The following is a 26409-nucleotide window of genomic DNA, read 5'->3' as shown; positions in this document are numbered from 1 at the left end:
CGTGATGAAACAGTGTATATGTTTCAGCCAATTTTTACTTGGCTAATTGAGAATCGCCGATTGTCAGACCGATAATAAGATTTAAATGATTCAATTGGCACTTCTTTGCCATTAACTAAGGCATAGGTTGTTCCTCTAAATAGAATCACTGGTTGTTTTTTAATTTGAAGCATCTCGGCCACGCCTTCAGGCGGATTTATTGCTTCAATTGTTCTTAGACCACGGGTAATCTTTACTCCATAATCTTTCTCAAGGACTTCAAATAAGGAATTTTTGACAAAATCATACTTTTCTAATCCCGGAAAATATTTATACGGAATATAGGATATTGTTCGAGTAACCGGTTCATCATCACCTAAATACAAACGATCGATAATGATTAACTTGTCATTAGGATTTATCTCTAACTCTTTTGTTCGCTTCGGAAACGAAGGAGCAATTTCCACACGATTGACAATACGGCGCGGTTTCTTATTCATCGCAATAATGTCTTGCGTAATGCTATTAAGGGTTATTATGTTTTGCTCAAGTAAATTACTTTTAACAAAGGTACCCTTGCCTTGAACGCGATATAGGTAACCTTCACTGACCAATTCATCGATGGCCCGACGAACGGTAATACGCGAGACACCATACTTTTGGACCAATTCGCGCTCGCTGGGAATTAATTCGCCGTCTTTAAAAACTTCGTTGTCAATTTGATGAACAATTTCCTTTTTTAATAAGTAATACTTAGGGGCTAAAAAATCTTCCATAAGTGCTCTCCGTTTAACTGGTTATAACATCATAACCACATAAATATTAACACCAATGTAAGCGTTGTCAACACTTAACTAAAAATTAAGTAATGGAAAAGAAAAGCGCTTTCTTTTTGCCCTTGTCGAAATTAATGGGTGCTGATTACTTAAAAATCCAGTTCTCATCGAAATAAGTTTTATTTTTATAAATCGTCAAAAAAAGTTTTTAGGAATACTTCAAAAAATCGTCTTTTTTATCTTAAAAACATCTACTCATAGATTATCTGATATATATCCGGCTTTATAATACTTATCTTTCCGTGATTGTTTGAAATTGTAATTGGTCCGTATGACGTGTCAATTTCATACGCTGCATTTTTAGGAAGGGCTTTTGAGCGCATAACTAAATAATGTCCGTGGTGATTGATTTCTTTGATTCCCAAATATGCTTCTAAGAGAATATTCAACAAGCAACTTGTAAGTCCGTGGTTTAAACTTGCTGTCGGCGAATCGTGTTCCCATATGGTTCCGGTAAGATCCGCCATTCGATAAAAATAATTGATAGTTTCATCTTCGACTTGAAAAAGGTAGGAATAATCAAGAAGAATAAAAAGACGTAAATAGTCACCAATTAAAACATTGGATTTATATACTTGCGGATAAATGGTTTTATCATCCCTTTTGGGACCAAATTTTTCCAATAAAAGCTTAAATAATTGCGGGCGACTTTCTTGGGTCGCTACCTTAAAGTAAAAGGCATAGTATTGGCAGGTTTCACTGATGTGACCGGTTTTAACCAGTTTATTGGTTTTATCCCGCAAAAGATTATCTTGGTAAAACTGCCCATCAAAACTATATTTATTAATTGCCTCTTTTATCGTTTGTGCTTTGATTGATAGCGAAGGACGCTTTAGTAGAATTGAGGCCGCTTCCAGCGCGGAGGCATAAAGCATATTTGACGGAAAGTTAACCCCAGAGACAAAATCATCATCATTAGCCTTGGACCACTCAACAAATATCCATCCTTGCAGATTTTCTAAAAGGCCTAATTCATTTTCAAGCCTTTGAAAATACTCCAGTAAATGTTCAACGTTATCTAATGATGCTTTAACCAGTTTTTCATCCCCCGTATATTGAAGATACTTGGCTAACTCCAAAATATAAAACAAAGACCAATTGGGAATAAAAACCCCATCTGGAAATTCTCCCGGGTAGCACATGGGTATCATACCTTGAGGCAGGGAAGGATATTGCTTAAGAAGCGCATAATTTTCCAGAAAGTTTCGCTCGACTTGATTATTGCCGGTTAATATATTTTCCGCCATCGAAGTGAAGAATGAATCAAAAAGCCAGCCAGCTCGTTCACGGGACGGGCAATCCATTAAAATATCGACCGCATTTTGAGCAAAAGTCGCCGTTGCCGCTTTGCTAATAGTCGCTATTTTCTCATCGCTAAATGATAATTTGGCCTTTATTGAAGTGTTCTCATATTTAACTAAATTAATGCTTGAAACACTTACTTCTCCTTTTCCAACAATCAATCGCAAGTACTTCATTGTATAAGGTTCCATAGTCATATGATGATAATGCCCGGATTGCATATGGTATGAGACGATGTTATGGGTTGTGTTTCTAAAAAAAGATATATCGATTAAATTCCCATCCGAATCTTGATCAATTTCATCAAAAACAAAGTAAATATCGCATTCTTGTCGACAATCAAGTTCAAAATCAAGAAAGCCTGTCTTGGAATTTTCTAGCTGATAGGTACAAAAAGTTCCCGCTTTTAAGGTTTCAATTTCTGCTTTTTTAAAGCGTAAAGAGGATATGAAATCGTTGGGATTGACTTCCCACTGATTAGGAGGAAATATTTTTAGAAAATCCAAATCCATGTAACGATCATGATATTTCCGTTTGGTCTTATCAATGATAAAACGACCGACTTCTTTTAATACAAAACATTCATCACTAAAGATAGGAAAAGCGACATTTCGCGGTAAGTACTTTTTGTTAGTTAAAATATCGAAGGCCACCGGGGGGTAATCTTCTGTCTTTTTAAGCAAAAACAAATCCGGATTTTCGATAAAGTTATATGATTCAGAAAACGTTCTCTGAAAAGAAAATCGCACAACCTTCTGAATGCGGGATAAATTACGAAAACATTCAAATTTACTGTCGCCTGTATAGGTAATAATATGGCCATTTTCTTCAGCCTCTGCCTGCAAAAAAGGCTCGGTATTTAAGCAATAATAGGAATTGCAATTATACCCAACCAGTTCAATAACAATTCGGTGATGGGAAGTTAAAGAAAGCGCAAATTCATCGATTCGATAATACTCGTGAGCGGCTCTTGCCGGACCATAGCCAATCATTTTTCCGTTATCAAACACGCGATAGATACTATTGCCTGTTACTCTTAAAATACCGGCACCCGAAGTCTCGATCTCGCTTACAAAGAAAAAAGTCATATTCATTTCGTGAATGTACTTTTTAGGATATATCGGAAGTGCTTTAATGAATCTATCTGACATATTGGACTTTGCCTTTTAACTCCTCTTCACTGAATTGAGAATTATCATAAAGCGGTGAATAGTTTTCGCCTTGATATTGATAGAACGGCTCACCATCATCCTTCTTGGTTAAAAGCATATCACCATAAAGCAAAATATTATCTTCTATACGAACCTCATAGTCTAATTCAACACTAATTTTATCATTATTTGACATTGATAATTTTATAAAACCCGCTTGATCCTTTTCAAATCCGCGAGCTTTTATCCCCCGTGGTAGATAGATAAGAACATTTTTTCTTGTCTTCAGATTTCGTCCTTGAATAAGGATGACCTTATGGGCATAAAAATCATTTATAAAATCAATTTCAGTTTCGTTTTTATGATAGGTAAAGTCCAATCCAAAAGGAATATACAGGTCGTCATTCTTTTCAAATCCAGCAAAAGATGCTATCTCATAGAATCCTTCGGCCAAACGCATTGTGCAACAGAAAAATGCCTCATATAGGTGGCTTTTAATCTCATAATGATGATCAATGGCACACGTCGAGCAACCGGCCCCCCCATTATCGCGTTGAAATGTGCGCAAAGAATTAACGTAGACGCGATTATAAAAATGTAAGTAAAATTTGTCGCCGGTAGTTATAAAAAGATTCTTAGCCAATATCAGACTATCAATAATGCAGCAGGGTTCCGTCCAACTGTCCATATGCTTAAACCAATTGATGTTCGCATAGTCATAGGTAAGACCATAATTGATATATTTATTAAATATTTGAATGACGGAGTCTAAATACTTTTGATTTTTACTCACTAGATAAAAACGAAAAATGCCGCGGGCACAAGATAATGTAGCGTGTGTTTGACATTCCAATTGCACACAATCTAAACCCAAAAATCGGTCAATAATGTCTTCAATCGCTTTTTTTAATTCTAAGCTGGGTAAAATTTCATAAACGGCGCTCATTCCATCGAGCATAATAAACGCACAACCGACATCGCTTGACACTTTCCATCCGTTGATAACCTGTTCGGTAATATGCCCACCCACTCCTCCTACCTCACGCCGAGCAAAAACAGGATAGTTCTGATAATAAGGGGCGATAGCTAAAAGAAATCGGTCTCTAATAATTTCTATTTGATGCAGGTATTTGGGGTTTTGATTCAACTTATAGTATTCAATTAATCCACGAATATACCAAGAGTTTCCCGCCACTTGCTGTTCATCAATTGACGTGCAGTCAAAAAGTGACCCAAAATAACCATACGCGTTTAAATGCTGATTAATACCATCAAAAATCTTTGCCAATTGTATACTGATGCCAATCTTTTTTTGATAATCATTCGCATACACTTTGTAAAGCGAACAAAGGGCCAAAATATCGCGGCCTTGAAAATCTCCCGGCCAATTTTCCCCTTGTAAAAACACCTCGGGACTTTGGTAGATATCGTCGCTAAGACGTTTTCGATTTAAATCTATTCGACGTAACAAATCACCTGCTATGATGTTCATAAATGTTCCCTATTTAAATTAGGGGCCTAACTAGGTTTTAGCTAGGCCCACTGTCTCTACACTTCTTTCAATACTAGTTATTAATACCGACTAATTTAACATTGACATTAGCAATATAGACCACGCCATTAACATCTTCCGGGGCATAGAACGAAAAGAAATCTGCCGTTCTTGTCGCCGTCCAACTGATAGTTTCCTCATGGAAACCAGCGCTCATATATGCGCTCGAGCCATTATTGCCAACTTCTATAAAAGCATTATTGTCCATGTTGTACATTAAACGGGCCCCTTCACCAACTGGAGTCCAAGACTCTACAAAGTAGGTCAATTTAATTTCATAATCTTGACCATTTTCTATCTTGCCACCAGCTTGAAACCACTCCATGGTGGAGTTGCCGCCGCTGAAGGTAAATTTTGTGGGTGCCGTACCCATTCTTTCATCGGCAATAGCCTCGGCATTGTTATCAAAAGCTTCGGTTTTAATCGTGGTTTTATCCTGATTTCCCCATTGACGAGAGGAAACTGTCCAATTGTCACCGACCACATAACCATTTGGCGTTTGATCTTCGATGACGGGATCAGGTTCACTTAAGGTGGCGGTCAACTTACCGAGATATATTTCAAAATTAGCATTTCCGGCGCCATAAATATTTAGTTGACGCCAACCGCTCATAATGACACCCGTATAAGTAACTCTATAGATTCCCGAACCTAAGTCGTTTTTGGTAACGGCTAAAGTTGGATTCCCGGAATCGCCCATCATAATTAAATTAAATCCGCCATCACTAACTGCGTAATAAACAATCTCAATCGTTAATTTTTTGCCTTCAATCATATTATTCTTCGTCAGTCCACTGAACAAATGACTGTCGGCGTTAACCAATTTCAGCGCATTACTAGAGAAGTATTCGCTTCCGCTCATTGTTGTTCTTGCGGTTTCATTCTCTAAATTATTGATAATGACTGTTTCACCGCTACTCGCGGTTGCACCATTTGTTTCAAAGTCCCAGGTAAATCCCGCAGTTAAATCCTCCGCCAACGGTTCTACCGGCGTAACTTGAGCTAATTGAATTGTTTCAATCGTGAAATTATCGACCGCAATTTTTATGTCACTCGTATCTCCCGATAGTTTAAAGAAGAAGAAATAGGCATTTCCCGTCGCCGGAATCTCTGTTCCCGGGAAAGAAACCGCGTAGCTGTAAACTTGGTTTTGAACGGCTCCCGAAGTTACAAACTGACTATTCATACCATTAGAACCATCCCAAGATAATCCAAAGTAAACATCACCAAAATTTTGGGATGGAGTCAATACTTTATAACTGAAAGATACCTTATATGTGGCTTGCTCTGACCGTTTGAAGTAGTCATTAAAAGCACTTAAGAAAACTGAATTAGCCGCGCTTCCGGCCGTCTTATTCATATCAATTACCAACGAATTTCCCGCGATGGCCTCGCTTGTGCCGGTAATATATGTGGCATTGTTGGAATCGTTCATGGCCGCTAACGGCGATTTACGTCCTTTTTCAAAGTTTTCTTTAAAAATACCATATTCACTCATAATACTCGGATCATTGTAGCCACTGACATCGAAGGATTCCGCCGTCGCCGGAGTAACCGTAACGACAACTTCGTCTTCTTGATAACGACCATCTTCTGTCTCAACGTAGTAACTTAAAATATGCTCGCCGGCAATTTTAGCTTGGAACTTTCCATCGCTAATCGTGCCTTTTTCTGCCAGGTCTTCGATTTCAATAAATGAAGATAAATCACTGCCATCGTAATCAGTGGCGCTTACAGCCGGAAGAGAAATCTCTTCTCCGGCGGCCGCCGTCAACTCTTTATCACCATTAAATTCAAAAACCGGTGCCGATTTCTCATTCACAACCAAGGTGGCTTCGCCAGTAATGGATCCGTCGGTCGCTATCGCAATAATATCAACCGTCCCCGCTTTTAAGGTGGTAATTTCACCATTACTTTCAATGGTAGCAACTAAAGAATCCGAGGTCTGCAAAACATAAGTTTTATCATCGGCATTTTCAGGTAAGACGGTAACCGAGGCTGTCGGTTTGTCCCCCACATAAACACTAGAACTTGATAAAGTAACCGATACACTATCAACATGAATAACTGGATCAACATAAGAACTAGAATCTTCGCTAGAAGTAATATCGGAAGTAATTTCCGAAGTCGTGCTTACATCTGTCGATGATCCGGAACTGCTGGTTCCTCCCCCATTGCAAGCTGCAAGTCCCATAATCGCAGCAACGGCAATAAGAGAAACAATTTTTTTCTTCATTGTTTTATTCTCCTCCTTGAAAACAATTTAGATGTTTAGTCAAAGATATACTGGGGCATCCGAGCGGTCTTCGTCTTATAGTCCTCCACAAAGTGAGGAACATTCGACATTTGAATCCGCTTAAGTCCAAGATCTGCCCGTTCAGCATCAGCAACAACGATGGCAATATCAATAGGATTACCTGCTTCAATTGCCGTTTTAAACTCCGGAGCAAAAGTAAACGGAATACAGACTTCACCGCGATAGCCTGTTTCAGTCAGCACTAATTTGGCCTGAATTAGTGATTTCTTAGTCAAATAAGTAGAATTTGTTCTAACTTCGGATAATGCGGTGTAATTATCCGTTTCCCAACGGGTTGCGAAGGCGGCTTGAATAACACCACCATCATCTTTATAAACCTGCATATCTGCATTGGGCATATCGGTAACAGTCGACATAAATAATTCGACGCAATCGCCAAGCCAGAAATCATTAACTGTCTTAATATTTATTTCGTTATCGAAAACATCAAAGCCAAAGTATATTCCTAAAGCATCATGTGTAATCAATAGCTCATTAATTGCAAAATGATCACTTAACTCAGCGGCGGTATGTTTGCCTCCTTCGGCATCTGAAACGCCATCAATCTCAATTGATGTCACTTCTTCCGCATTCCAATCAGACAAGTCACCATCAATTGTCAACGGAGTGCTGATTGCCTGAACATTAACAATTGGTCCGGCCTCAGTGTTTTTTTGAAATTCTATATCATAATTATTTTCTAAAACGTCAATATCACTCTCACTGGTCTTGCCCTGGAGAACAATTCCCGAAAGGCCATTGTCCAATGTGTAATTGTTATAATTGCCATCCAAAATGATGTCTGAAGCATTGTATAAATGGACTAAACAATTAAAGGTATCACCGGATGGTTGACTGGTGCTTGCATCGTTAAAAAGGTTGTCTTTTACAATCGAATCTCCACCGACCCCCCGCATCGAAATTGATGCGTTTCCGTTATGAGAAATATAGTTATTTTCAATTGTAATGCCGTGTATTGTTTCGGCAGGAGCGACACTGGCATTACTCGAGATGGCAAAGATGGAAATATCCCCATATAATGGCTCAGGTTTAAGGAAGCAGTTGTTAATGAATTTGTTGTTAGCGATTGTCAAGCCTTGAGGAAGTGTAGCTTCGTTATAAACATCCATCGCCGAAGCGGCTTGAATTGAGCCGTGGCCAACATTGATAAAGGCATTATTTTCAATGGTGGCATTCGGGACTTGCACCAATACTCCGCGATTGCGCTTGTTGCGAACTATATTATTTGCAAAAACAAAATTTGGTGTATCTGATAGAAACGTCACTCGTGCCACTCCCCAATCGGATACATTGCTCATCCGTTCGTTAACGGTTACCACATAGCCTGTTCCTGATTTTGTGACTGAAGCAATCGTATAATATCCTTGCGTCGGATTATAACCAGCAAATGTTTGCTCGTCATAAACGGCAATTTTATCGCCCACATTCGGTTGGGCAACTTCGCTCGTAATTCGAGCCAAGGTCATTGACTTAGTTGTTCCCCCTTCCGCATCCGCTAACTTATACCAATATCCTTGTTTGATATTTAAGGCGTCATCGTGTGAATTTTCAATTAAGCAATTGGTGACAAATACATCCCCGTGCATGGAGACAAAATGCATCGCATCAGCGGTAGCTGTCATTAAAGAGGCACTATTTTCTCGAATTGCCAAATTAAAGCGATTGACATAAAAGTTAGTTACTGATGAAGCGGTCAAAGCCATTCCGGCAGCATTGTTCATTGTCATATTTTCTAAATAAACACCTTGAGAGTTTTGAACAGTAAATCCGTGAGCATCGTATTGCGAGAATGATACCGCAACGAATGATTCATTCCGGGGACGGCTGATTGCACTATTGAATACTACTTTCAGTGAATAGCCATTCGTACTATCGCCCGTAAATTCGTAACTGGTAAAGCTGTCTACTAGGAAGTTACCCCCTTGCAAAGGCGCTTTGGTTTGGTAATTAAATTCCACCCATGAACGGATTGAAGCTTTAGGTGAAGAGGCTAAAACTCTTTCTACCAAAGGATTAAACTCCGCATCAACTTTTATGGTAAGACTCTTATCGACCACGTTACCCTCAATGATTGTTCCCGTTAAAGAGGAGGGGACATCAAGCCGCATCGTAATATTATTAAAATGAATATTTTGGGAATTTTTAATATTAAAGTACCCCTTCCAGTTTAATGAAGCATACTTTAGATTAATTATCGTATCAGTCCCTTCAAAATAAGTGCCATTCAAGCCATCAACAACAAAGGCAAACCCGGTGGTTGATAATCCACTATCGACATCAACTAATCCACTGGGAAATTTAATCTTTGCCATCCTTCCACTATCATTAATTACTTTAGCCAGATTAATTGCCGTTTGAATTTGGTAGTAGTTATTAGTTTCCGTCGCTTCGGGAAAATAGACCTTAATGGAAGTTAAAGTAATTTCATTTGTGGTGATAATACTGTCTTCCGCAAATTCATCATCACTTAATGATGGATATTTTTCGTCGATTAAAGACGCATCAACACCAACGTTTCCACTGCTACTTAAACCATATTTATCTTTACCCGACAAATCGGATATAGCATAGGGGCTAGCATCCAATTTCTCGACATAGTCAGAAATACTTAAATAACCATTTTCAGAAGCAGGAATGACTTGAAGATCCACCGTATCTTGAAAGTTTCCATCATGTGTGGTAACGGTGACGGTGGCTAGGCCTTCTTTAATGCCTGTGACAACTCCTAGGCTCGATACTTCAACGCAATCGGTAGAACTACTATAGGTTACCGACTTATCAGTTGCCTCAAGTGGAGATATTGTCACATTTAGTTGAAGAGTATCATCAACCTTAATTATCGTTTCTGAAGATGATAGGCTCACTCCGGTTACTTCAATGATGTTTGAAGGAAAAGAGGTGTCTTCGCTAGAACTATTGCTGTGATTGCAACTTGATAAAGTCATAACTGCAACCATCAAAATAGCACTGGAAACATATTTAAATAATTTTCTTTTCATCTTAAATCGACTTCCTTTCACTATTATTTTCAAGCGTAATTCCAACCTGACCACCGGCCACATCAATAAAAGTGAGGGTCTGAGTAGAATCGTTAATTAAGACATTGCCACTTATCGTCAAATTTTCCGAAGCCTGAACCCGAATTAAACGATCGGCTTTAAAGCTATCATAGTAGAAGAGATTGTTTTGAATTGAACCCGTGCCAGTTGCAAGCAGATTAATCGCTAATGATTGACCATTAAAGAAGAAATTATTACTTACTTCCACATTTTTAATTGTCGAAGGAACACTACTGGCCGATCCCTTTGATCCATAAGCAAATATCGATACATCTTCATAATTAGTCAAAAACTTATTGTTGATAATTTTTATGTTTTGAGGAACAATTGCTTCCCGAAAAATATCATAAACCGCGAGGACTTGTATCGCCCCCATCACGACATTTTGAAAAGTGCAATTTTGAATAATCGAATTCCGAGTTTGCAAGAGAATTCCCCGGTTGCGTTTATTACGGATGATACAATTATCTAATAACAAACTGGTTGTCTTCGTAGCATTACCTACATTCGCACCGGAAGGAATATCCCGTGGACGAGCGTCTACGGTCAAAGTGTAATTACTGCCTAGTTTAACTAAATCGGTAATTGTATAGGATCCAATAAGACCCATTGTTTCTGGATCGTAAATATCGATAGTATCGCCAATATCATAAGAAATTAGCACTTCTGTTTGGGTTTGTTGAACTTCAATTTCTTTGGCTGAAGCATTTACACTTACCACTTTGGTGTAAAAAGTCTTGATATTAAGCGCATCATCGTGCGAGCCTTCAAGAAGACAATTGGAAATCTGCAGATCGCCTTCTAGAGCCGCTGAATGGATGATGTCAGCCGTGCAGGTCATAATCCTTTTTGAACCCGGCCGATTCATGAAGTTAACTCGGTTGAAGTAAACATTTTTCCCCATATCAATGCGCATTCCCATTCCGCCCGTTACATAAACATTAATATCTTCCATATAAACATCTTGGCATTGATAGAAATGAAATCCATGGTTTTCGTACATCGTAAAAGCAAAGGAAACATTAGCCCCAATTACTGGTGTTTTATATTGGCAATAGGGAAAAGATTTATTTAAAGTCACTTTAAACTCGCGCGTGGCGGCATTGTAACTTGCACTAGCTATGCCTTTGCTAGAAGCACTTGTCGGTGAATTGTAGAATAAATTGTGATTGCGGTCCGGAACATATTTTTGTGTCGCTTCATCAAAATAACATTCCATATACGAGCCAGTTTCACCCTTCCAACCCGTGTAAAGTGGATTGGTTAGATCAAACTCATCGGGAATTGACAAATAGATATCAGCGGTTTGTTCAAAATTATCAACGCGCACGATTGTTCCGGAAATTGTCGGTGAATTTTTCATATCAAAGGCAATATTACTAAGGTGGATATTTTGAGAGGCTTTAGCCTCAAAATAAGTTCCCCATCCGGAATATATAAATTCTGTGTTTCTCGTTCCAACGAGGTAAACATCCTTAATACCGGTGATATCAATTGTCCCAGAGAACGGATAAACGGCATCTTCAAATTGAATGATTTTATTCCCTGATACGCCGATGATATTCTTTAGCAGAATTGATAGTGAACCCGTGTTATTATTACTGTCCGGAGAAATGCCATAATCTTCAGCCTTATAGAAGGTTCCATCACTAGGAATATTAAATTTGGTTTCGTTTGCAAAGCGATTGCTATCTACGCCTACCCGAGTTAAATCATCTATGCCCACATCTTCGTTGGTGTGAATATCGGAGCTAAATGGCGTCGTTTTCATATTTTGTAAGACTTCCTCTGTACTCATAAAGTTTTCCTCTTCGCTACTGCTGCTATTTGAAGTCTCACTTTCGGATATCGATGAATCGCTAGTTACTGTTTCGCTTGTGGAACTAACGGAATCACTTGAAGATGATCCGCCATAAAAGCATCCACTTAGAGCTAATAAAGATGTAAGCAAGATAAAAATGCGCTTTTTCATTTCAGGCCTCTTGTTTATATCTTGTCAAAGCATCGTTATAGCATTTGATAAGATTATCCGCACCAAACCCCTTTAAATCCGAAACAAATGATTGCCAACTGTTATCATCAAACGGATCTTTTCCGTTATCGCCACGAATATAGCTTGCTTCTAAATATTTAAGTTGAGGATCAAGCGAAGCTTTTATTGTCGTGATCTGCGAATATTCATTGGAGTTGAGCTTTATTTCACCTGGTTCGGGATTTTTTAAATAAGGACGATAAATCTCCGACATTTCATTTAACTTCATAATAATTGGATCATTCATTTTGCCAACAAAGTCATTAGCCCAATATAAGGCCGAAGCACTGCCAACATTTGGGGTTATCGTCGCGCGATATTGCTCTTGGTTTCCCGTCCAATCATTAGGAACATTAAAGGTCCAAGAGGTGTGGTTAGTGTCATCCCACGTCCAGTCCACTCCTTCAACTCCATAAGAAATGAGCTGAGCTCCTAATGGACTATACATAATATCCAAAAGCCGCGCCACCTCACGAACATAGGGGGATTTTTGAGGGATGCACGCACCATCCGCTTTAAAAGACCCAAAACCCCATTGAAGCGGTGTTCCCGTATAGTAACTTGATGTTAATGGTCCAAAAGTTTGGTAGTCACTTTCGTAATCATAGCCCACGGTTAAATAAGCCGCGGCAGAAACAAAGCTGCCTAATCGGTTTTGAGTCCCGTATTGAGCCATTTGATTGTCAGTTGTAATGGAAAAAGTGCTGTTATGAAGCAATCCCTCGCTCCATAAGGTGTTCATGAACTGAAGGTATTTTCGATAGGCCACCGTATAAGGGACATAAGTAAATTGGGATTGATCATTTTCAATTTCCGCCCCTTGAGAAACATATCCATAACTAGCTAAAACAAAATTTCGTAAGTATTCCAATGATTTGGATGTGACTGGAATTTCATCATCGGTCTTGCCGTTATCATTAGCGTCTAAATTCTTAAAGGCCCGAAGCACATTTAAGTATTGTTCCACAGTTTTTATTTGGTCGGCCGCCGGTAATAATTGTCCGTTATAACCACCATAATTGTTGTTTATATTGTCAATCCATTTTTGATTAACAAACATCTTAAAGGTTAAATCGCGAGCTACATCACTAACCGATAATGTGGCATACATTTTTCCATCCGATAGTGTAGCTACCTTCTTCGCGTCTTCCTTCTCACTGTCAACACCAAAATTATCGATTAATCCCGCCTTATAGTTGGGCATGTAATTGTCGATAATATTTCCAACTGCCACTGTCTCACTGCCCGTTTTAAATTGGTAATTATCATCGTTAAAAGGTACATAGGCATCGTAGCCTAATTCTAGATACTGAACCTGCTCAGAAACGGCATTGTTAAATAAGAATAAATCCGGTAGTCCTGAGCTATTCTTCCAGACACTTGCTCGTTGATTAGAATAAGCCGAGGTATCAGGAGTAGTAAATTCGAAATTCAAGCCGGTTATTTGTGAAAGATACTTGAACATTGTCAAATCCTTATATTCCGGATTGCCTGCACTATGAGGAGCGAAAATTTTAATTGTCACCGGATCTTTAACGATACGATAAGGATTATCCTCCGTTCCATTTAAAAGGAAATTTTCAGCATTATAGGTGGCAGTTGTGCCACAGCCCGCAAGAAAAGATAAGATAAATGCTAGACTTCCCAGCTTGGATAAAACTTTAGTAACTCTTTTTTTCATAGTGTTTAGCCTTTCACGCCACCGATGGTGACACCTTTTTCAAAATACTTCTGGAAGAAGGGATAGATGATTAATAAGGGAAGTGAGGAAACAACGATGATGACATACTTTAGTTGTTCCGCCGTATTGATATCGGTTACGCCCCCGCCTAATGAACTTTGATTTGAAATTAATATGTTATTTAAAATATTTTGTAGAGGATACAGCGATTGATCTTGCACATACATCATGGCGTTAAAATATGAATTCCAATATCCGACAACTGCGTAGAGAATCATCACGGCAATAATCGGGCGACATAAGGGGAGAACTATCCGAAAGAAAATTGAAAAATCACCACAGCCATCAATCATTGCCGCTTCTTGCACCTCCATAGGAATTGATGTTTCCATATAAGTTCGAATGACGATGATATTAAAGACCGATATGCATCCCGGTAAAATAATCGCCCAAATTGTATTGTATAGGTTAAGTTGAGTAACCAAGATGTAGGTAGGAATCATTCCTCCACTGACGAACATCGTTAGCACCAAGAAAAGGTTGATAAATTTTCTTCCTTTAAAATCTTTCCGTGATAACGGATAAGCGCATAGCATCTGCGCAGTCACCTGAATAACGGTTCCAATCGCGGTATAAATTAGGGAGTTCTTAAATCCCGTCCAAATCGTATTATTCTTAAATATCTCCTTATAGCCGTTTAAAGAAAACTCCACCGGGAAAAGTCCTACATCTCCCGCCACAACCCGATCGGCCGAAGAAAAGGAACTTGCTAAAACATTAAGTAAAGGCACAAGAAAAGTAATCGCAATTATGCCAACAATCACCATAATCGCAATATCGAATATTTTTTCTTTTCCCATACTGTTTTTTACCATAATTGATCCTACCAAAGTGAATTGTCACTTACTTTTTTCGATACAAAGTTCGCTAGAATTAAAATCAAAATATTTACGAACGAATTGAATAATCCTATGGCTGTGGCATAGGAGAACTGCGGTATCCCCCCAAACTCTGGAAAAGATACTCGATATACATAGGTAGCAATAATTTCTGAGGATGAGAGATTGGTCGAAAGCTGCATCAAATAGACTTTTTCAAAGCCGACGCTTAAAATGTTTCCAATCGACATGATAAACATGATTGTTGCCAAAGGAATAATCGCTGGTAAATTTACGTAGATGATTCTTCTTATTCGACCGGCACCATCAATAATCGCCGCATCATGAATGTTAGGATCAACATTAGATAAAGTTCCTATATAGACAATTGACCACCATCCCAAGCCCTGCCATAAGCCCGAGACCACATAAATCATGCAGAAATAATCTGGGTTCTCCATCAAATTAGCGGCATTAAATCCAAAGAAAGCAAATACGCGAGTAAAGATGCCGCTGTCGGAATTAAAGAAGGCAAATAGCATGCCCACAAGAACACTTACAGAAATAAAATAGGGAGCGTACATCAACGTTTGGACCACTCTTTTATACTTTTTTACCCGAACTTCGTTTAGCAATAAGGCAAAAATAATCGGACAAAGAGAATTAAAAAAGATAGATGCAAGGGAAAGAGTCAAAGTGTTTTTTATTATCGTCCAAAAATTAGGCGATGTTATAAATGTATAAAAATGTTTAAATCCGCCCATTGAAGTCCAGGGAGAATCAAAAATTCCCTTAAATGATGAATAATCTTTAAAGGCAATCACCAATCCACCGATGGGAAGGTAATGAAAGATAAATATATACAAAACCGTGGGTATCGTCATCAAAAAAAGTCCCAGGCCCATTTTGGAATACCATTTTCTTTTTGCTGGAGCTTTAATCAATTCTTTGATTTCATTGTTTAGGGCATTTGCATCCATGATTTTGTTTCCTTTGAAAGCGCTTTTAGTATAACATTTCTACTTGTTTATTCCATGAATAAAACCGACATCAAATATATACTTTTTTGACATTGGCTTTACTGACAATAAATATTTCTTTTAAAAAATATAATTATTGGCATTTTTAAGGGGCTAAATTTGCTTTTATGCCAATACTGCTGATCTTTTCCATTTTTTATTATTTTGTAAAATTTACACTTTTTTGATTATGCGCTATGATTAGAGGGAAAAAGGTGGCTGGATATGAGCAAAAAGAACTCCCCTCTAAATAATACATTATATTATCGAATAATTTTTGACGATTATAATCTTGATCTTAGTCCTTCCATTATTGGCTTTGAAAAGTGTTCAAAGAACAAAGGAACCATCAATTTAAAGAAAAGTTGCTATGTTCTTCACTTTGTTTTAAGCGGTAAAGGTTATATTTCGTTTAATAATGGGGAGAATATTGAAATTGGCGAAAAGACCTGCTTTCTAATTGAGCCTAACTGCGTCGCATCTTATTATCCCGATCACGATGACCCCTGGTCTTATTTTTGGATTGAGATGAATGGTGAGATGGTAACAAAACTGTGTTATGCCGCTTCCTTTAAAGAGCATAATATGATGCTCGAAATTAATAATATGCATGCCATTCGCGGAATCATTAATCGGATGTTTGATGAGGAAGCCATATGTCCCAATCAAAACGGGGAAACGCTCCGCATCAGCGGACTTATTTATGAGTTGTTTTCGCTCGTGATTTCCGAGCATCAAAGAATGGACTCCGTTCGTCAGTTATCCAAAAAAGAGGAGCAGGTAAAATTAATAATTGAATGTATTAACAGCAATTTTACTTCGCCAGGACTCAGCGTCAAAAAAATAGCCGATCAATTTTACTTTAACCCTTCATATCTAACGCGGATGTTTAAAGAAACCACCGGAGTTGCTCCAACAAAATATATAAATCTCTTGCGGATGCGGCGCGCAGTCGAATTGCTAAAAATGAAAAATTTTAGCATATCGCAAATTGCCTATGCGCTGGGATACAAAAATCAGTTTTATTTTTCGCGAGAATTTAAACGCCACTTTGGCACTCCACCCTCAAAATATGATCTTTAATCGTCGTGCGTTTTACGCTCGGTGTTGTTGAATGATGAAGAATCGAGAAAATGTTCTCCCGTCAATTTTTCATTTCTTAAAGCATTTAATTCTTTCCTTTCTTGCTCTTTTAATATCTCTTCGCTCTCCGTCGGCGAAAGATGATAACGTTCATCAATACACATTGTGTCCGTGATGAAATCATGTAGGGCTTTTTTCTTTTTGCCAATTATCATTACTAATAGGGAAACGATTTCCAAAAACAAAAAGATAATCATTATAGAAAATAATGAGAAGCCAATTCCAGTTATTTCAAACACGGGATATAGCCAACCCGCATTTAGTCCACCGGCAAGAAATGTGGGGATTATCATTACTCCAAACATTGACAAAAATATAACTGAATTTCTGCCTAATTGCTGAGTAAGTGTCGCTTTATATCCCTTATCGTCAATGACCCGGATTGAGAACACTTTTTTTCCTAACGTTTTGCCGTCTTTAAGGAAAAACTGCGGTAAGATATAAACGCCTAAAAAAGCCACCAAATAAGACAGTGAGATTGCTCCATCCATAAGAAAGGCACATTTGGCGTAGTTTTCTTTATAAAGAAGATAATGATCTTGAAAACGAGAGGAAGCGATTAATTCATCGACTTGTTTATTCCATAAATTTAAATAACCGGTTGCAAGATAGTTATAATTCGTTAATCCGGCCTGATAGGCATCGTCCACGAATAAGTATTTATATAAATCTATAGCGAAATAAGGGTCTAAATGCGGAAGCGTATAGTTTTGTTCATCAAATACCCAGATATCATTACGAACCATATTATCTTTCAATTGTTTATAAAAGAAAAACTGCGTATTGTCATCCATCGGGACAACATCGTTTTCTTTACCGTTATAACTATTGTTGTCGGCAGCATAATAAACATAGAAATAGGCTAATGTGTCCGTTTCATAACTTGCGGGCGGAAGGCTCTTTGGATTTTCGATTTCAATGCCATAATTGGTAAATGGCGTGGCATCAAGCGAATAAGTATAGAGGATGTGCATCAAACAATAGTCTTCAAATATCGCTTCTGATGAACGAGGATTACTATATTTATCCTCGCCTTCACCAATAAATTGATATATTTTGGCTTCTTCTTCAATCTGATAACAGGCTAACATTTCAGTCTTAACCGTTGCGGCATAGGATTGATAACTGTCCATATTGGATAAAGCGGTCATCGAAGTGATAATCAAGCCAAAAGCGACCGCCATTAAAACAAAAGCATCAAGTAGGAAAGCTTTTATTCTTCGGTTACTAGCTGCCGGAAGATCGTTTTTATAAACTCGTAAATTATCATTACTCATGGTTACTATTTTATCAGTTTCTGGGTAGTGACATCAAACAAATGTATTTTTGAGATATCGAATACCAGTTTTAAAATATCGCCGCTGTCAACAATTGTCCGCGCGTGAATCTTAGATACAATTTCCCCATCTTCAAAGTCACTATGACAGTAATATTCGTGCCCCAAAAGTTCCGCCACCGACACACTCATCTCAAATTCTTGTGAGATAGCTTCGTCAGTTAAAACACGATTCGATTGGTAAATATCTTCCGGCCGAATTCCAAATATAACTTCAACATCCTTGTTGGTGTTAATCTGGCTTAGTTTGTCGATAGCGTTAATTAAGAACTGCCTCTGCTGCGAAGCTTCTTCACACGATCTAAGTTCTTTTTCCAATTGATTTAGTTGCTTTGTATGTTTCTCGAGGTGCTGCGGTTCAAGGGAAATTTTTTCTTTAATTGTCTCAATCTGCTTGATGTAGTTATTCCGTTCAATAAAATCATTATCAAATTGATTAAACCGGTTCTTTAGGCTTACCAGTTCTTCCTGGTAAAATTTCTTAAATGCCTGGTCGAAGTCGGGTGTGAGTTCGATTTTCTTGCCTTGAGCAAAAGTGATAACTCCATTGTTATAGGTGGCTTTTAAAAGATTCATTGAGGGTGAGCCAATAAAAGTTGCCACAAACATATTTGCGGGGTGATTATATATTTCTATTGGGGTGCCAATCTGCTGAATATGACCTTTATTCATTACCACGATGCGGGTAGCCATTGTCATCGCTTCCGTTTGATCGTGCGTAACATAGATGGTCGTGGCATCGAGCGACTTATGAAGACGAATAATTTCACTTCGCATCGCCACGCGAAGTTTGGCATCAAGGTTAGATAAGGGTTCATCCATTAAAAATACCTTTGCATTTTTAACGATTGCTCGGCCTAAGGCCACTCTTTGACGTTGCCCACCCGATAAGGCTTTTGGTTTGCGGTCTAAGTAATCTTCAATTTGCAAAATATGGGCGGCCGCTAGTGTCCGTTTTCGTATCACATCTCGCGGAAGATGCCGTTTTTCATAAATTTCGACTGGAGTAACCTTTAAATACTCAATTTTTTCTTTTAAATTATCAATATCGCCTTGAATAAGTTTCTTCTCTTCTTCAGCAACCGTAGGAAGATACTTTTCTAAATCGCGAAGTTGATTAGTAAGTAGTTTGATTGCCCGATGATTAATTCCTAGAATTGGCTCGCCTTTCTCATTTACTTTGAGTGTTGGAACACGACGGATTCTCAGTCCAAAAGACATATTGCCGGCAACTGACATATGGGGATATAAAGCGTAGCTTTGGAAAACCATGGCAATATCCCGATCTTTAGGGTGCAGGTCGTTAGCGTAAGTTTTATCAATAAAAAGATCGCCTGAAGTTATATCTTCTAATCCCGCGATCATCCGCAAAGTGGTCGATTTGCCGCAGCCAGAAGGACCAACGAAAACAATAAATTCTTTCTTTTTAATGTCTAAAGAGAAATCATAGACCGCTTGAACTTTATTGTCATAAATTTTATTGATATGTTGAAGGCTGATATAAGTTCCTGCCGGAGCATGCTTTACCTTCTTTTTATTTATTTTTTGATAGGCGATAAGTTGATTGTAGATCCGTGTTCGCTGTGCTAATAATTGCTTGTCTTTAAGTTTTTTCTCTTTAAGCAACTGACGGTTTCTTTGCTTATCAATTCTTATTTCTTCACTCTTACTCATAGGTCAAAGCTCCTTTGTTATTTTCTGTTAGTCGATTATTCCCTTACGATAGTCAATATTGAAGGCTTGGGCTAAAAGACGAAGATTCTCATCGCTAATGGTCTGATAAATCTTCTTATCACCTATTTTAATATAAATCTCCGCTGCTTTTTCAATTGTTTCAACCAGTCCAAAAGCTTCATCAATTGATCTGCCGGTGCAGAAAAGTCCATGCTGAGCCCAAACGACTGAACGATACTCTTTCATTTTATATGCAGTTGCCTCGCCAATTTCTTCACCCCCGCATAAAATCCAAGGTAAAACAGCAATGCCTTCGGGAAAAACAACTATTGACTCCGTTTGCATCTTCCATAGATCCCTCGTCCAATGCGCGGAATCCAAGTCATGAACATGAGTCATGCAAATGACATTGGTTGGATGACAATGGATGACTATCCGGTGTTGAGAGTCAACTTTTAGTCGTTCGATATGACATTTTAAATGTGTCGGGGCTTCCGAGGTTGGTCTCCCGCCATCATCATACCCCCAGAGCAGGGATAATGTATGGGCATCTGTGACTTTTACAATTCCCAGATTATTACTCGGATCTTTAAGACAATTCTTAAAGTATTTTCCCGTTCCCGTAATGATAAGATACTTGCCAATTAAAGGAGTAAGATCGAAATTATAGTAAAAAGTTCGGGATATCACTTCTTCTTTAACGATATTATGCACTTCCTCTTCCGTAAGCAGGTAGGATAAATTACCACCATTACGCTCATCCCAACCATGTTTGTACAGCAAATCTAAAATCTCGGCCACATCCGTTACACAGCTCATTTTAATTACCTCTCTTTAATAAAACTTGCGTTTCATATTTCTTTATCTCTTCATACCAGCCTTTTTCGTCTAACACTCCCTCTTCACGACAATATTGTTCCCAGACATCCGCCCATGGCAATGTTTTAATTTCCTCTTGAAGGGCCAAAACCCGAGTATGGTCATAATTGTCTTGAGCCGCTTTTAACAAATTCCAAGGTGTAAGTAAAGCTTTGAGCAAGGCTTTTTCCATATTGCGGGCTCCGATGACTAAAGCCGCAACCCGATTGATGGATGCATCAAAATAATCAAGACCAATATAGGAACGATCTAGTGCCTGACATTTCACTAACTCATCTGCAACATCCTGCAAATCATCGTTTAATTTTAAAACATGATCACTATCCCATCTGACCGGTCGCGAAACATGAAAAGCGAGTCGGGGATAAAACAAAAGCATTGAGGATATTTTATCCGCTACACTTTCGGTGGGATGAAAATGTCCAGTATCAAGCAGGCAGAGAATGTTATTCTTGGAGGCATAATTCATATAGAACTCATGCGAGCCAACCGTATAAGACTCGAGCCCGATTCCAAACACTTTTGATTCAACGGCAACATCGACCAAACGCCGATTGTATTTATATTTTAGAATTTCATCCAATGACTCTTTAAGCCTTTTTCTCGGACCTTCTCGATCGGCAGGGCTTTCCTTTAAGCCGTCGGGAATCCATATATTACAAAGCGATTTTTGCTTCAGTTCTTGAGCAAAGTATTCGCTTACTTTAATGGAGTTTATACAGTGCATAATCCAATACTTGCGTATCGAATCATCCACGGAAGATAGGCTCATTCCATCAATCATTTTGGGAGAAGAAAAAACAGTCGGATTAAAGTCGAGTCCAAGATTTCTTTCTTTGGCAAAATCGACCCAACGTTTAAACTGGCGACCGGAGATATCCCGTCGATCAACGATTTCATCCGATTGATAGATTGCATGAAGATTGATCTTCTTCTTTCCGGGAATATATTTAAGAGCCTCGTCCAAATCGGAGGTTAATTCTTCAAAATTACGCGCCTTGCCTAAATAATTTCCGGTGGTTTGAATCCCTCCCGTCAGGGTTTCATTGCCTTCAAACCCAGACACGTCATCCAGCTGCCAGCAATGAAGAGAAATTTTTACTTTCTTTAGTTTTCTTATCGCTTCATTGACGTCAATTCCTAATTCTTGATACTTTAATCTGATTTCTTTTCTCATTTGTCTTTCTCCATTTGATTATAGATGTTGCCAATAGCCGCACACTCTAGCGGTCGAGCAATAACTTTCTTCTTTGTAAATTCTTCCGTAAGTTTATTTAAATATTGATTTTTAGCGCCACCCCCGACAATATATAGGCAATCATATACTTCGTTTGTAATTGCTTCTAACTCCTGCATTGCCGTCTGATAGGATTTAGCTAGCGAACGATAAGTGGCATTAATGATATCGCTATCGCTTGAAGGCAATGGGCGGTTGTGATGATAAAACCAATCCATGATTTCTTTTTTCATGCCCGTCGTCGCTAAAAAAACCGGATCGTTGACATCAAACAGTTCTTGATAAGGACTACTTTGTGCCATTATTACCATCTCGCTAAAACTTTTATTGATATCTTTGGCTAATTCTTGAATAATCCAAAGTCCCATAATATTCTTCTGAAAACGAATATAGTCCGGTCCATATTCATTGGTATAATTTGCTTTCATTGCCTTTAAAGAAGTAATTCCTTTTTCCATTTTAATGCCCAATAAGGACCAAGTACCACTGGAAATGTAGGGGGCATTTATGGTCGTCATATCAATACCCTCAACCGCAGCTCCAGTATCATGTGAAGCGCATAGTTTAACCAGTATATTACCGCCTATTTCATCTTGAACCTCTTTTAAAAAATTACCGACAACCGTACCTGGTTTATATAAACTTCTTTCAAAAAAGCGCTTATTTAAATTTAGCTTATCAATAACATCTGTAGAAAATCTTTTTGTCTTTATATCTAGCAGTCCGGTTGTGGAAGCGTTTGTATATTCGTGCAATTTATGGCCTGTCAATCGAAAATTTAAATACTCGGGTATCATTAGGTAATCCGTGGCTCTCTCACTGCGACCAGTAATTTTATCTGTGTAAAGTTGATAAATCGTATTGAACGGTTGAAACTGAGTTCCCGTTATTCCATAAAGGGAAGAAAAGGGGAGAATCGAATGGACTAAATCGACAGCCTCTTTAGTCCTGGAATCGCGATAGGCATAAACCGGGCTTATCTTTTCATCATTAGAAAGCAAAACATAATCTACCCCCCAACTGTCTATTGCCATCGAGTCAATTGTCGGAAATAAAACCAAAGCCGCTTTTATTCCCTCTTTGACCTCACTAAAAATATGTTCAATATCCCACACAAGATGGCCGTCAGTTCTATTAATTCCGTTTGAGAATCGATATACCTCTTGTGTATGTAAGTGGTTTTGCTCATCTTTCCAACCGACGATGTGGCGTCCGGAAGATGCCCCGATATCAATTGCTAAATAGTATTTCATATTCTTTACCCGTTTATATACTACATTTTTAAATAAGAGCAAAATATAACAATATTGCACTTTTATATAATTATTTTGTAGCGTATATTATTAGTATGCATCAAAGAATTCCCTTGACGAGTTACACCAACAATAAACTTCTCTATATATCAAAGACCGATATTAGCGATGATTTTAAAGCAAGCTTTCACTCGCATCCTAACTTAGAAATTCTCTTGTTCGTCGCCGGAGAAGGAAAAATTCTCACCACCCATAAAACAATTTCCATAAAGAAAAATGATCTAGTAATAATCAACACAAACTCCAACCATTGTGAAGTATCTAGTTCAAATTGCCAGTTCTTAGCTTTAGGCGTAAATCAACTAAACGCATATTTAAATGATGCTTACAGCAAAAAAATTCTTTATTTTTCGTTAACCGATGACGAATTTACGAAAGTAAAAGCGTTATATGAAATCATTTTTAACGAGTCGGAAGTAAAAAGTGAACCCAATATTATCGAGTCCACCTATGAAAACTTATTAACTTTGATTCAACGAAATAGCAATTTATTTTTTGCTTCCACGGCGAAAGAAAACTATAGCAGTCTCGTGAGCAATGCCAAAAACATAATTGACAATTACTACTATTCCAATTTAAGTATTAATTCCCTTGCTCATCGATTATCGATTTCTTCCTCTTTGCTTTGCCATCGGTTTAAAGAAGAAACTAAAATGACTATTATCGAATACAAGCTAAAATGCCAAATTGAAGAAGCCTGCAATTTGTTGCGAATTACTGATATGTCAATTCTTGATATTTCTTCGGCAACCGGTTTTAACAATTCGGCTTATTTTTCTAAGGTATTTAAAACCCTAGTGGGAGTTAGCCCCAAAAAATATCGCTTGGAAAACCTAACACCAAATAAAATAAAAAACTCGGCTATATAACCGAGTCTTAAGTTATTTATCTAAACATATATTGTTCTTTTTCAATAACAGATATCTTCCCCATATAAATACTGGCGCCGATAAAACTCAATGTAATTGTTTCTTGATCTTCACTAAAAACGTATGGAATATAAACCATCCCCTGACCTGAATTATTATCTTTGGAAGTCTTTGACATAACAAAACTTCCTCGTGATTGCCCATTGCTGGAAATATTGGCATAGATAATATTATCAGTACCATTACGATAATTTAAGGAAATCATCACTTCTTTTCCTTTGATTGGAGATGTAAAAGAAAACGTATACTTGTTTAAAAACTTTTGCATATCGCCATCGCGGATAACGGCTATTTCTGATTGGGAAATCATTTCCATCATCAAATCATCCATTACTACATAACTATCTGGATAAGCATTTTTATCCAATCGAATTCCGATGCGCATCGCCGACTCAGTTGCTTTAAAAACAAGAACTTTATTAATCGGGCTAGAAATATTATAGAAATCTTCTCTGGAGATAATATTGCTTGCCTTATCCATAGCGACTAAAGCCCCGGATACTTGATTGGAACTGGCAACAAAAGTGGATACTCGATAATAACTCCCTACATTTAATCCCGTATAAACATGATAAGCATAGGCATCTTTACTGCTGTCATCGGCCATCAGTTTTAAAGCTCGATAGCCACTGTGAGACAACATATTGGTTCCTTCTTCAACCAATGAAAGATTTCCGTTGCTACCGACAAAATTAGAGGTTGTTCGATCTTCAACATCATAGTTTGAAAATAGTTTTGACCGATCTAAACGAACACTTGTCGTCGGGATTAAATAATTATCACCATCAATTTCACCGCCATTTTCCAGTAATAACTTTTCAAAGTTTTTTTGATACAAGGAAACAATATCCGTTATAAGTTGCCGTTCTGGATACTCTCCATTAATATAGGGCGGATAATTACCATTGCGCAAATTTAAATATGTTCCTTCACCGTCATAATAAATACGATTGTTAATTTCTTCATATTCCGGATTAGAGACATCAAAACCCTTGATAACTCCCATTAATCCCGTGACAATCGCGGCTGTACAATCGCCATCAAATCCCATAATGCTCGCATACTTGCAAGTTTCAAGGTAATCGTTCTGCCCATATAGTATTGATAGAATTGCGAATGCTCCATTCACGCCCGGATCTGTTTGAATATTATCTATGCCGAGAACATTCCGCCGGTAACTAGCCACTTCGCTTGCGGCCAGTTTATAATCTTGAGGATATTTATGGTAGGCAGCTAGTGAATATTGATACATACGATAAGGCCAACTATTTTCCGGCAAAACTTTCGCCGCTTCCTCCATAACTTGCAAAGCGTCATCATAAAAATAGGCTAAAGAATACATCGCGCCATAAAACTTAGCCCAAATAACCGGGTCAAGATAACCTACATTACTGGCAAATGTATCAATTAAATCTGTGGCTAAATTCGGCATGCCTGGAGCATTCATGCCCAAAGTTTCATTTTCAATATATGCCTCCGTGCACCAAGCATAGCGATTGCCGGCTTCAACTGTTCCAGTAAAAGGTGGCAAGAGATCTTTTTGGCGAATAAGTTTCATCGCGTCTAAGCCACCTCCCCAGTCGCTAACACTGTAATCCAGCCAAGCATCATGAATGGCTTTAGCTGATACACCATAGTGGTCAATAATAAGTTGATTAAAAAAATCAATATGATAATCATCGTCATTAGCTACTTCATAATGGCCAGTAGATGAATTGTATATCAAGCGATTATAAACGTTTTGATAATCAGGAGTGGCCAGTATTCCCGGTTGGTAATGTTCGTAATTACCGGCGTATGGTCCGTTGATAAAGCTGAACCAACTTTGAGGCATCCCTACATATGGATCTGGGCCATCCCAGACAAACTCATAGCCAGACAAAAAGCCTGCTATTTGTCCTAAAGCCCCGCCAAGTGTCTTTTTATAATAATCTTCCTTACTGATTGTTTTCATCGTTACTGGAGGATCAATAAGGAGTGAGGAAGTGTCAATCGACGCAGATGATGATCCGCCTCCATTACATGCCACTAAAAGAGATGTCGCTAAAAGAAATGGAACTGAGTTTAATTTTGCTCTACTCATTTTATCCTC

16 protein-coding genes and 1 pseudogene are annotated in these 26409 nt (G+C 38.2%); 2 read left to right on the top strand and 15 right to left on the bottom strand.

What is annotated here, in order from left to right; all coding sequences use genetic code 11:
• Positions 1 to 23: 23 nt before the first annotated feature.
• From PKC96_01830 to PKC96_01790, 9 genes are all read right to left on the bottom strand, one after another.
• Positions 24 to 755 (bottom strand): GntR family transcriptional regulator, encoded by a 732-nt coding sequence (locus PKC96_01830; protein ID HMM00066.1) that lies wholly within the window; start codon positions 753 to 755, stop codon positions 24 to 26.
• A 251-nt stretch (positions 756 to 1006) separates the two neighbouring features.
• Positions 1007 to 3268 carry a hypothetical protein gene (locus tag PKC96_01825; GenBank protein HMM00065.1) on the bottom strand — a complete coding sequence of 754 codons (2262 nt, stop codon included), beginning with the start codon at positions 3266 to 3268 and terminating at the stop codon, positions 1007 to 1009.
• Positions 3258 to 4760, bottom strand: coding sequence for a glycoside hydrolase family 127 protein (locus PKC96_01820; GenBank protein HMM00064.1), 1503 nt, complete (start codon positions 4758 to 4760; stop codon positions 3258 to 3260). Before PKC96_01820 ends, PKC96_01825 begins: the two co-directional genes overlap by 11 nt.
• 73 nt (positions 4761 to 4833) lie before the next feature.
• Positions 4834 to 7056, bottom strand: coding sequence for an Ig-like domain-containing protein (locus PKC96_01815; GenBank protein HMM00063.1), 2223 nt, complete (start codon positions 7054 to 7056; stop codon positions 4834 to 4836).
• A gap of 35 nt (positions 7057 to 7091) precedes the next feature.
• Entirely contained in the window at positions 7092 to 10136 is a 3045-nt protein-coding gene (locus tag PKC96_01810; protein HMM00062.1) for an Ig-like domain-containing protein, read from the bottom strand.
• 1 nt (position 10137) lies between these two features.
• Entirely contained in the window at positions 10138 to 12168 is a 2031-nt protein-coding gene (locus tag PKC96_01805) for a right-handed parallel beta-helix repeat-containing protein (protein ID HMM00061.1), read from the bottom strand.
• 1 nt (position 12169) lies between these two features.
• Positions 12170 to 13909, bottom strand: coding sequence for a hypothetical protein (locus PKC96_01800; protein HMM00060.1), 1740 nt, complete (start codon positions 13907 to 13909; stop codon positions 12170 to 12172).
• Positions 13910 to 13914: 5 nt separating this feature from the next.
• On the bottom strand, positions 13915 to 14784 hold the full coding sequence (locus PKC96_01795; protein HMM00059.1) for a carbohydrate ABC transporter permease: 870 nt from the start codon (positions 14782 to 14784) through the stop codon (positions 13915 to 13917).
• Positions 14785 to 14792: 8 nt separating this feature from the next.
• The gene (locus PKC96_01790; protein HMM00058.1) at positions 14793 to 15767 is read right to left on the bottom strand and encodes an ABC transporter permease subunit; all 975 of its coding nucleotides are present in this window, start codon (positions 15765 to 15767) and stop codon (positions 14793 to 14795) included.
• 264 nt (positions 15768 to 16031) lie between these two features.
• On the opposite strand from PKC96_01790, the gene PKC96_01785 reads away from it, so the two are divergent.
• Positions 16032 to 16889, top strand: coding sequence for an AraC family transcriptional regulator (locus PKC96_01785; GenBank protein HMM00057.1), 858 nt, complete (start codon positions 16032 to 16034; stop codon positions 16887 to 16889).
• On the opposite strand, the gene PKC96_01780 is transcribed toward PKC96_01785, so the two are convergent.
• The 5 genes and pseudogenes from PKC96_01780 to PKC96_01760 all read right to left on the bottom strand — a co-directional run bounded on the left by PKC96_01780 (position 16886) and on the right by PKC96_01760 (position 23328).
• The gene (locus PKC96_01780; protein ID HMM00056.1) at positions 16886 to 18226 is read right to left on the bottom strand and encodes an RDD family protein; all 1341 of its coding nucleotides are present in this window, start codon (positions 18224 to 18226) and stop codon (positions 16886 to 16888) included. The two genes, PKC96_01785 and PKC96_01780, sit on opposite strands and share 4 nt — an antisense overlap.
• A gap of 593 nt (positions 18227 to 18819) precedes the next feature.
• Positions 18820 to 19785 (bottom strand): annotated as a pseudogene (locus PKC96_01775) (ATP-binding cassette domain-containing protein).
• Between the two features lie 201 nt (positions 19786 to 19986).
• On the bottom strand, positions 19987 to 20778 hold the full coding sequence (gene rhaD, locus PKC96_01770; protein HMM00055.1) for a rhamnulose-1-phosphate aldolase: 792 nt from the start codon (positions 20776 to 20778) through the stop codon (positions 19987 to 19989).
• Position 20779: 1 nt separating this feature from the next.
• Positions 20780 to 22015, bottom strand: a complete 1236-nt coding sequence (locus PKC96_01765) for an L-rhamnose isomerase (GenBank protein HMM00054.1) — start codon at positions 22013 to 22015, stop codon at positions 20780 to 20782.
• Positions 22012 to 23328 carry an FGGY family carbohydrate kinase gene (locus PKC96_01760; protein ID HMM00053.1) on the bottom strand — a complete coding sequence of 439 codons (1317 nt, stop codon included), beginning with the start codon at positions 23326 to 23328 and terminating at the stop codon, positions 22012 to 22014. The genes PKC96_01765 and PKC96_01760 overlap by 4 nt, the downstream gene beginning before the upstream one ends.
• A gap of 95 nt (positions 23329 to 23423) precedes the next feature.
• Between PKC96_01760 and PKC96_01755 the strand changes: the two genes are divergently transcribed.
• A complete protein-coding gene (locus tag PKC96_01755; GenBank protein ID HMM00052.1) occupies positions 23424 to 24257 on the top strand; it encodes an AraC family transcriptional regulator in 834 nt (277 codons plus the stop codon).
• Positions 24258 to 24273: 16 nt separating this feature from the next.
• Here PKC96_01755 and PKC96_01750 read toward each other — a convergent pair whose 3' ends face one another.
• A complete protein-coding gene (locus tag PKC96_01750; protein HMM00051.1) occupies positions 24274 to 26400 on the bottom strand; it encodes an ADP-ribosylglycohydrolase family protein in 2127 nt (708 codons plus the stop codon).
• Positions 26401 to 26409 lie beyond the last annotated feature (9 nt).

This window comes from Bacilli bacterium (assembly GCA_035326105.1).
Taxonomy (GTDB): Bacteria; Bacillota_I; Bacilli_A; order RFN20; family CAG-826; genus UBA7706.
The sequence above is the reverse complement of the archived record's forward strand: the minus strand, read 5'-3'. Positions and strand labels throughout refer to the sequence as shown.

What these genes read in the sequence shown, in the direction of transcription:
- PKC96_01830 (HMM00066.1), bottom strand. Translation starts at nt 755, where the DNA reads ATGGAAGATTTTTTAGCCCCTAAGTATTACTTATTAAAAAAGGAAATT.
- PKC96_01825 (HMM00065.1), bottom strand. Translation starts at nt 3,268, where the DNA reads ATGTCAGATAGATTCATTAAAGCACTTCCGATATATCCTAAAAAGTAC.
- PKC96_01820 (HMM00064.1), bottom strand. Translation starts at nt 4,760, where the DNA reads ATGAACATCATAGCAGGTGATTTGTTACGTCGAATAGATTTAAATCGA.
- PKC96_01815 (HMM00063.1), bottom strand. Translation starts at nt 7,056, where the DNA reads ATGAAGAAAAAAATTGTTTCTCTTATTGCCGTTGCTGCGATTATGGGA.
- PKC96_01810 (HMM00062.1), bottom strand. Translation starts at nt 10,136, where the DNA reads ATGAAAAGAAAATTATTTAAATATGTTTCCAGTGCTATTTTGATGGTT.
- PKC96_01805 (HMM00061.1), bottom strand. Translation starts at nt 12,168, where the DNA reads ATGAAAAAGCGCATTTTTATCTTGCTTACATCTTTATTAGCTCTAAGT.
- PKC96_01800 (HMM00060.1), bottom strand. Translation starts at nt 13,909, where the DNA reads ATGAAAAAAAGAGTTACTAAAGTTTTATCCAAGCTGGGAAGTCTAGCA.
- PKC96_01795 (HMM00059.1), bottom strand. Translation starts at nt 14,784, where the DNA reads ATGGTAAAAAACAGTATGGGAAAAGAAAAAATATTCGATATTGCGATT.
- PKC96_01790 (HMM00058.1), bottom strand. Translation starts at nt 15,767, where the DNA reads ATGGATGCAAATGCCCTAAACAATGAAATCAAAGAATTGATTAAAGCT.
- PKC96_01785 (HMM00057.1), top strand. Translation starts at nt 16,032, where the DNA reads ATGAGCAAAAAGAACTCCCCTCTAAATAATACATTATATTATCGAATA.
- PKC96_01780 (HMM00056.1), bottom strand. Translation starts at nt 18,226, where the DNA reads ATGAGTAATGATAATTTACGAGTTTATAAAAACGATCTTCCGGCAGCT.
- rhaD (HMM00055.1), bottom strand. Translation starts at nt 20,778, where the DNA reads ATGAGCTGTGTAACGGATGTGGCCGAGATTTTAGATTTGCTGTACAAA.
- PKC96_01765 (HMM00054.1), bottom strand. Translation starts at nt 22,015, where the DNA reads ATGAGAAAAGAAATCAGATTAAAGTATCAAGAATTAGGAATTGACGTC.
- PKC96_01760 (HMM00053.1), bottom strand. Translation starts at nt 23,328, where the DNA reads ATGAAATACTATTTAGCAATTGATATCGGGGCATCTTCCGGACGCCAC.
- PKC96_01755 (HMM00052.1), top strand. Translation starts at nt 23,424, where the DNA reads ATGCATCAAAGAATTCCCTTGACGAGTTACACCAACAATAAACTTCTC.
- PKC96_01750 (HMM00051.1), bottom strand. Translation starts at nt 26,400, where the DNA reads ATGAGTAGAGCAAAATTAAACTCAGTTCCATTTCTTTTAGCGACATCT.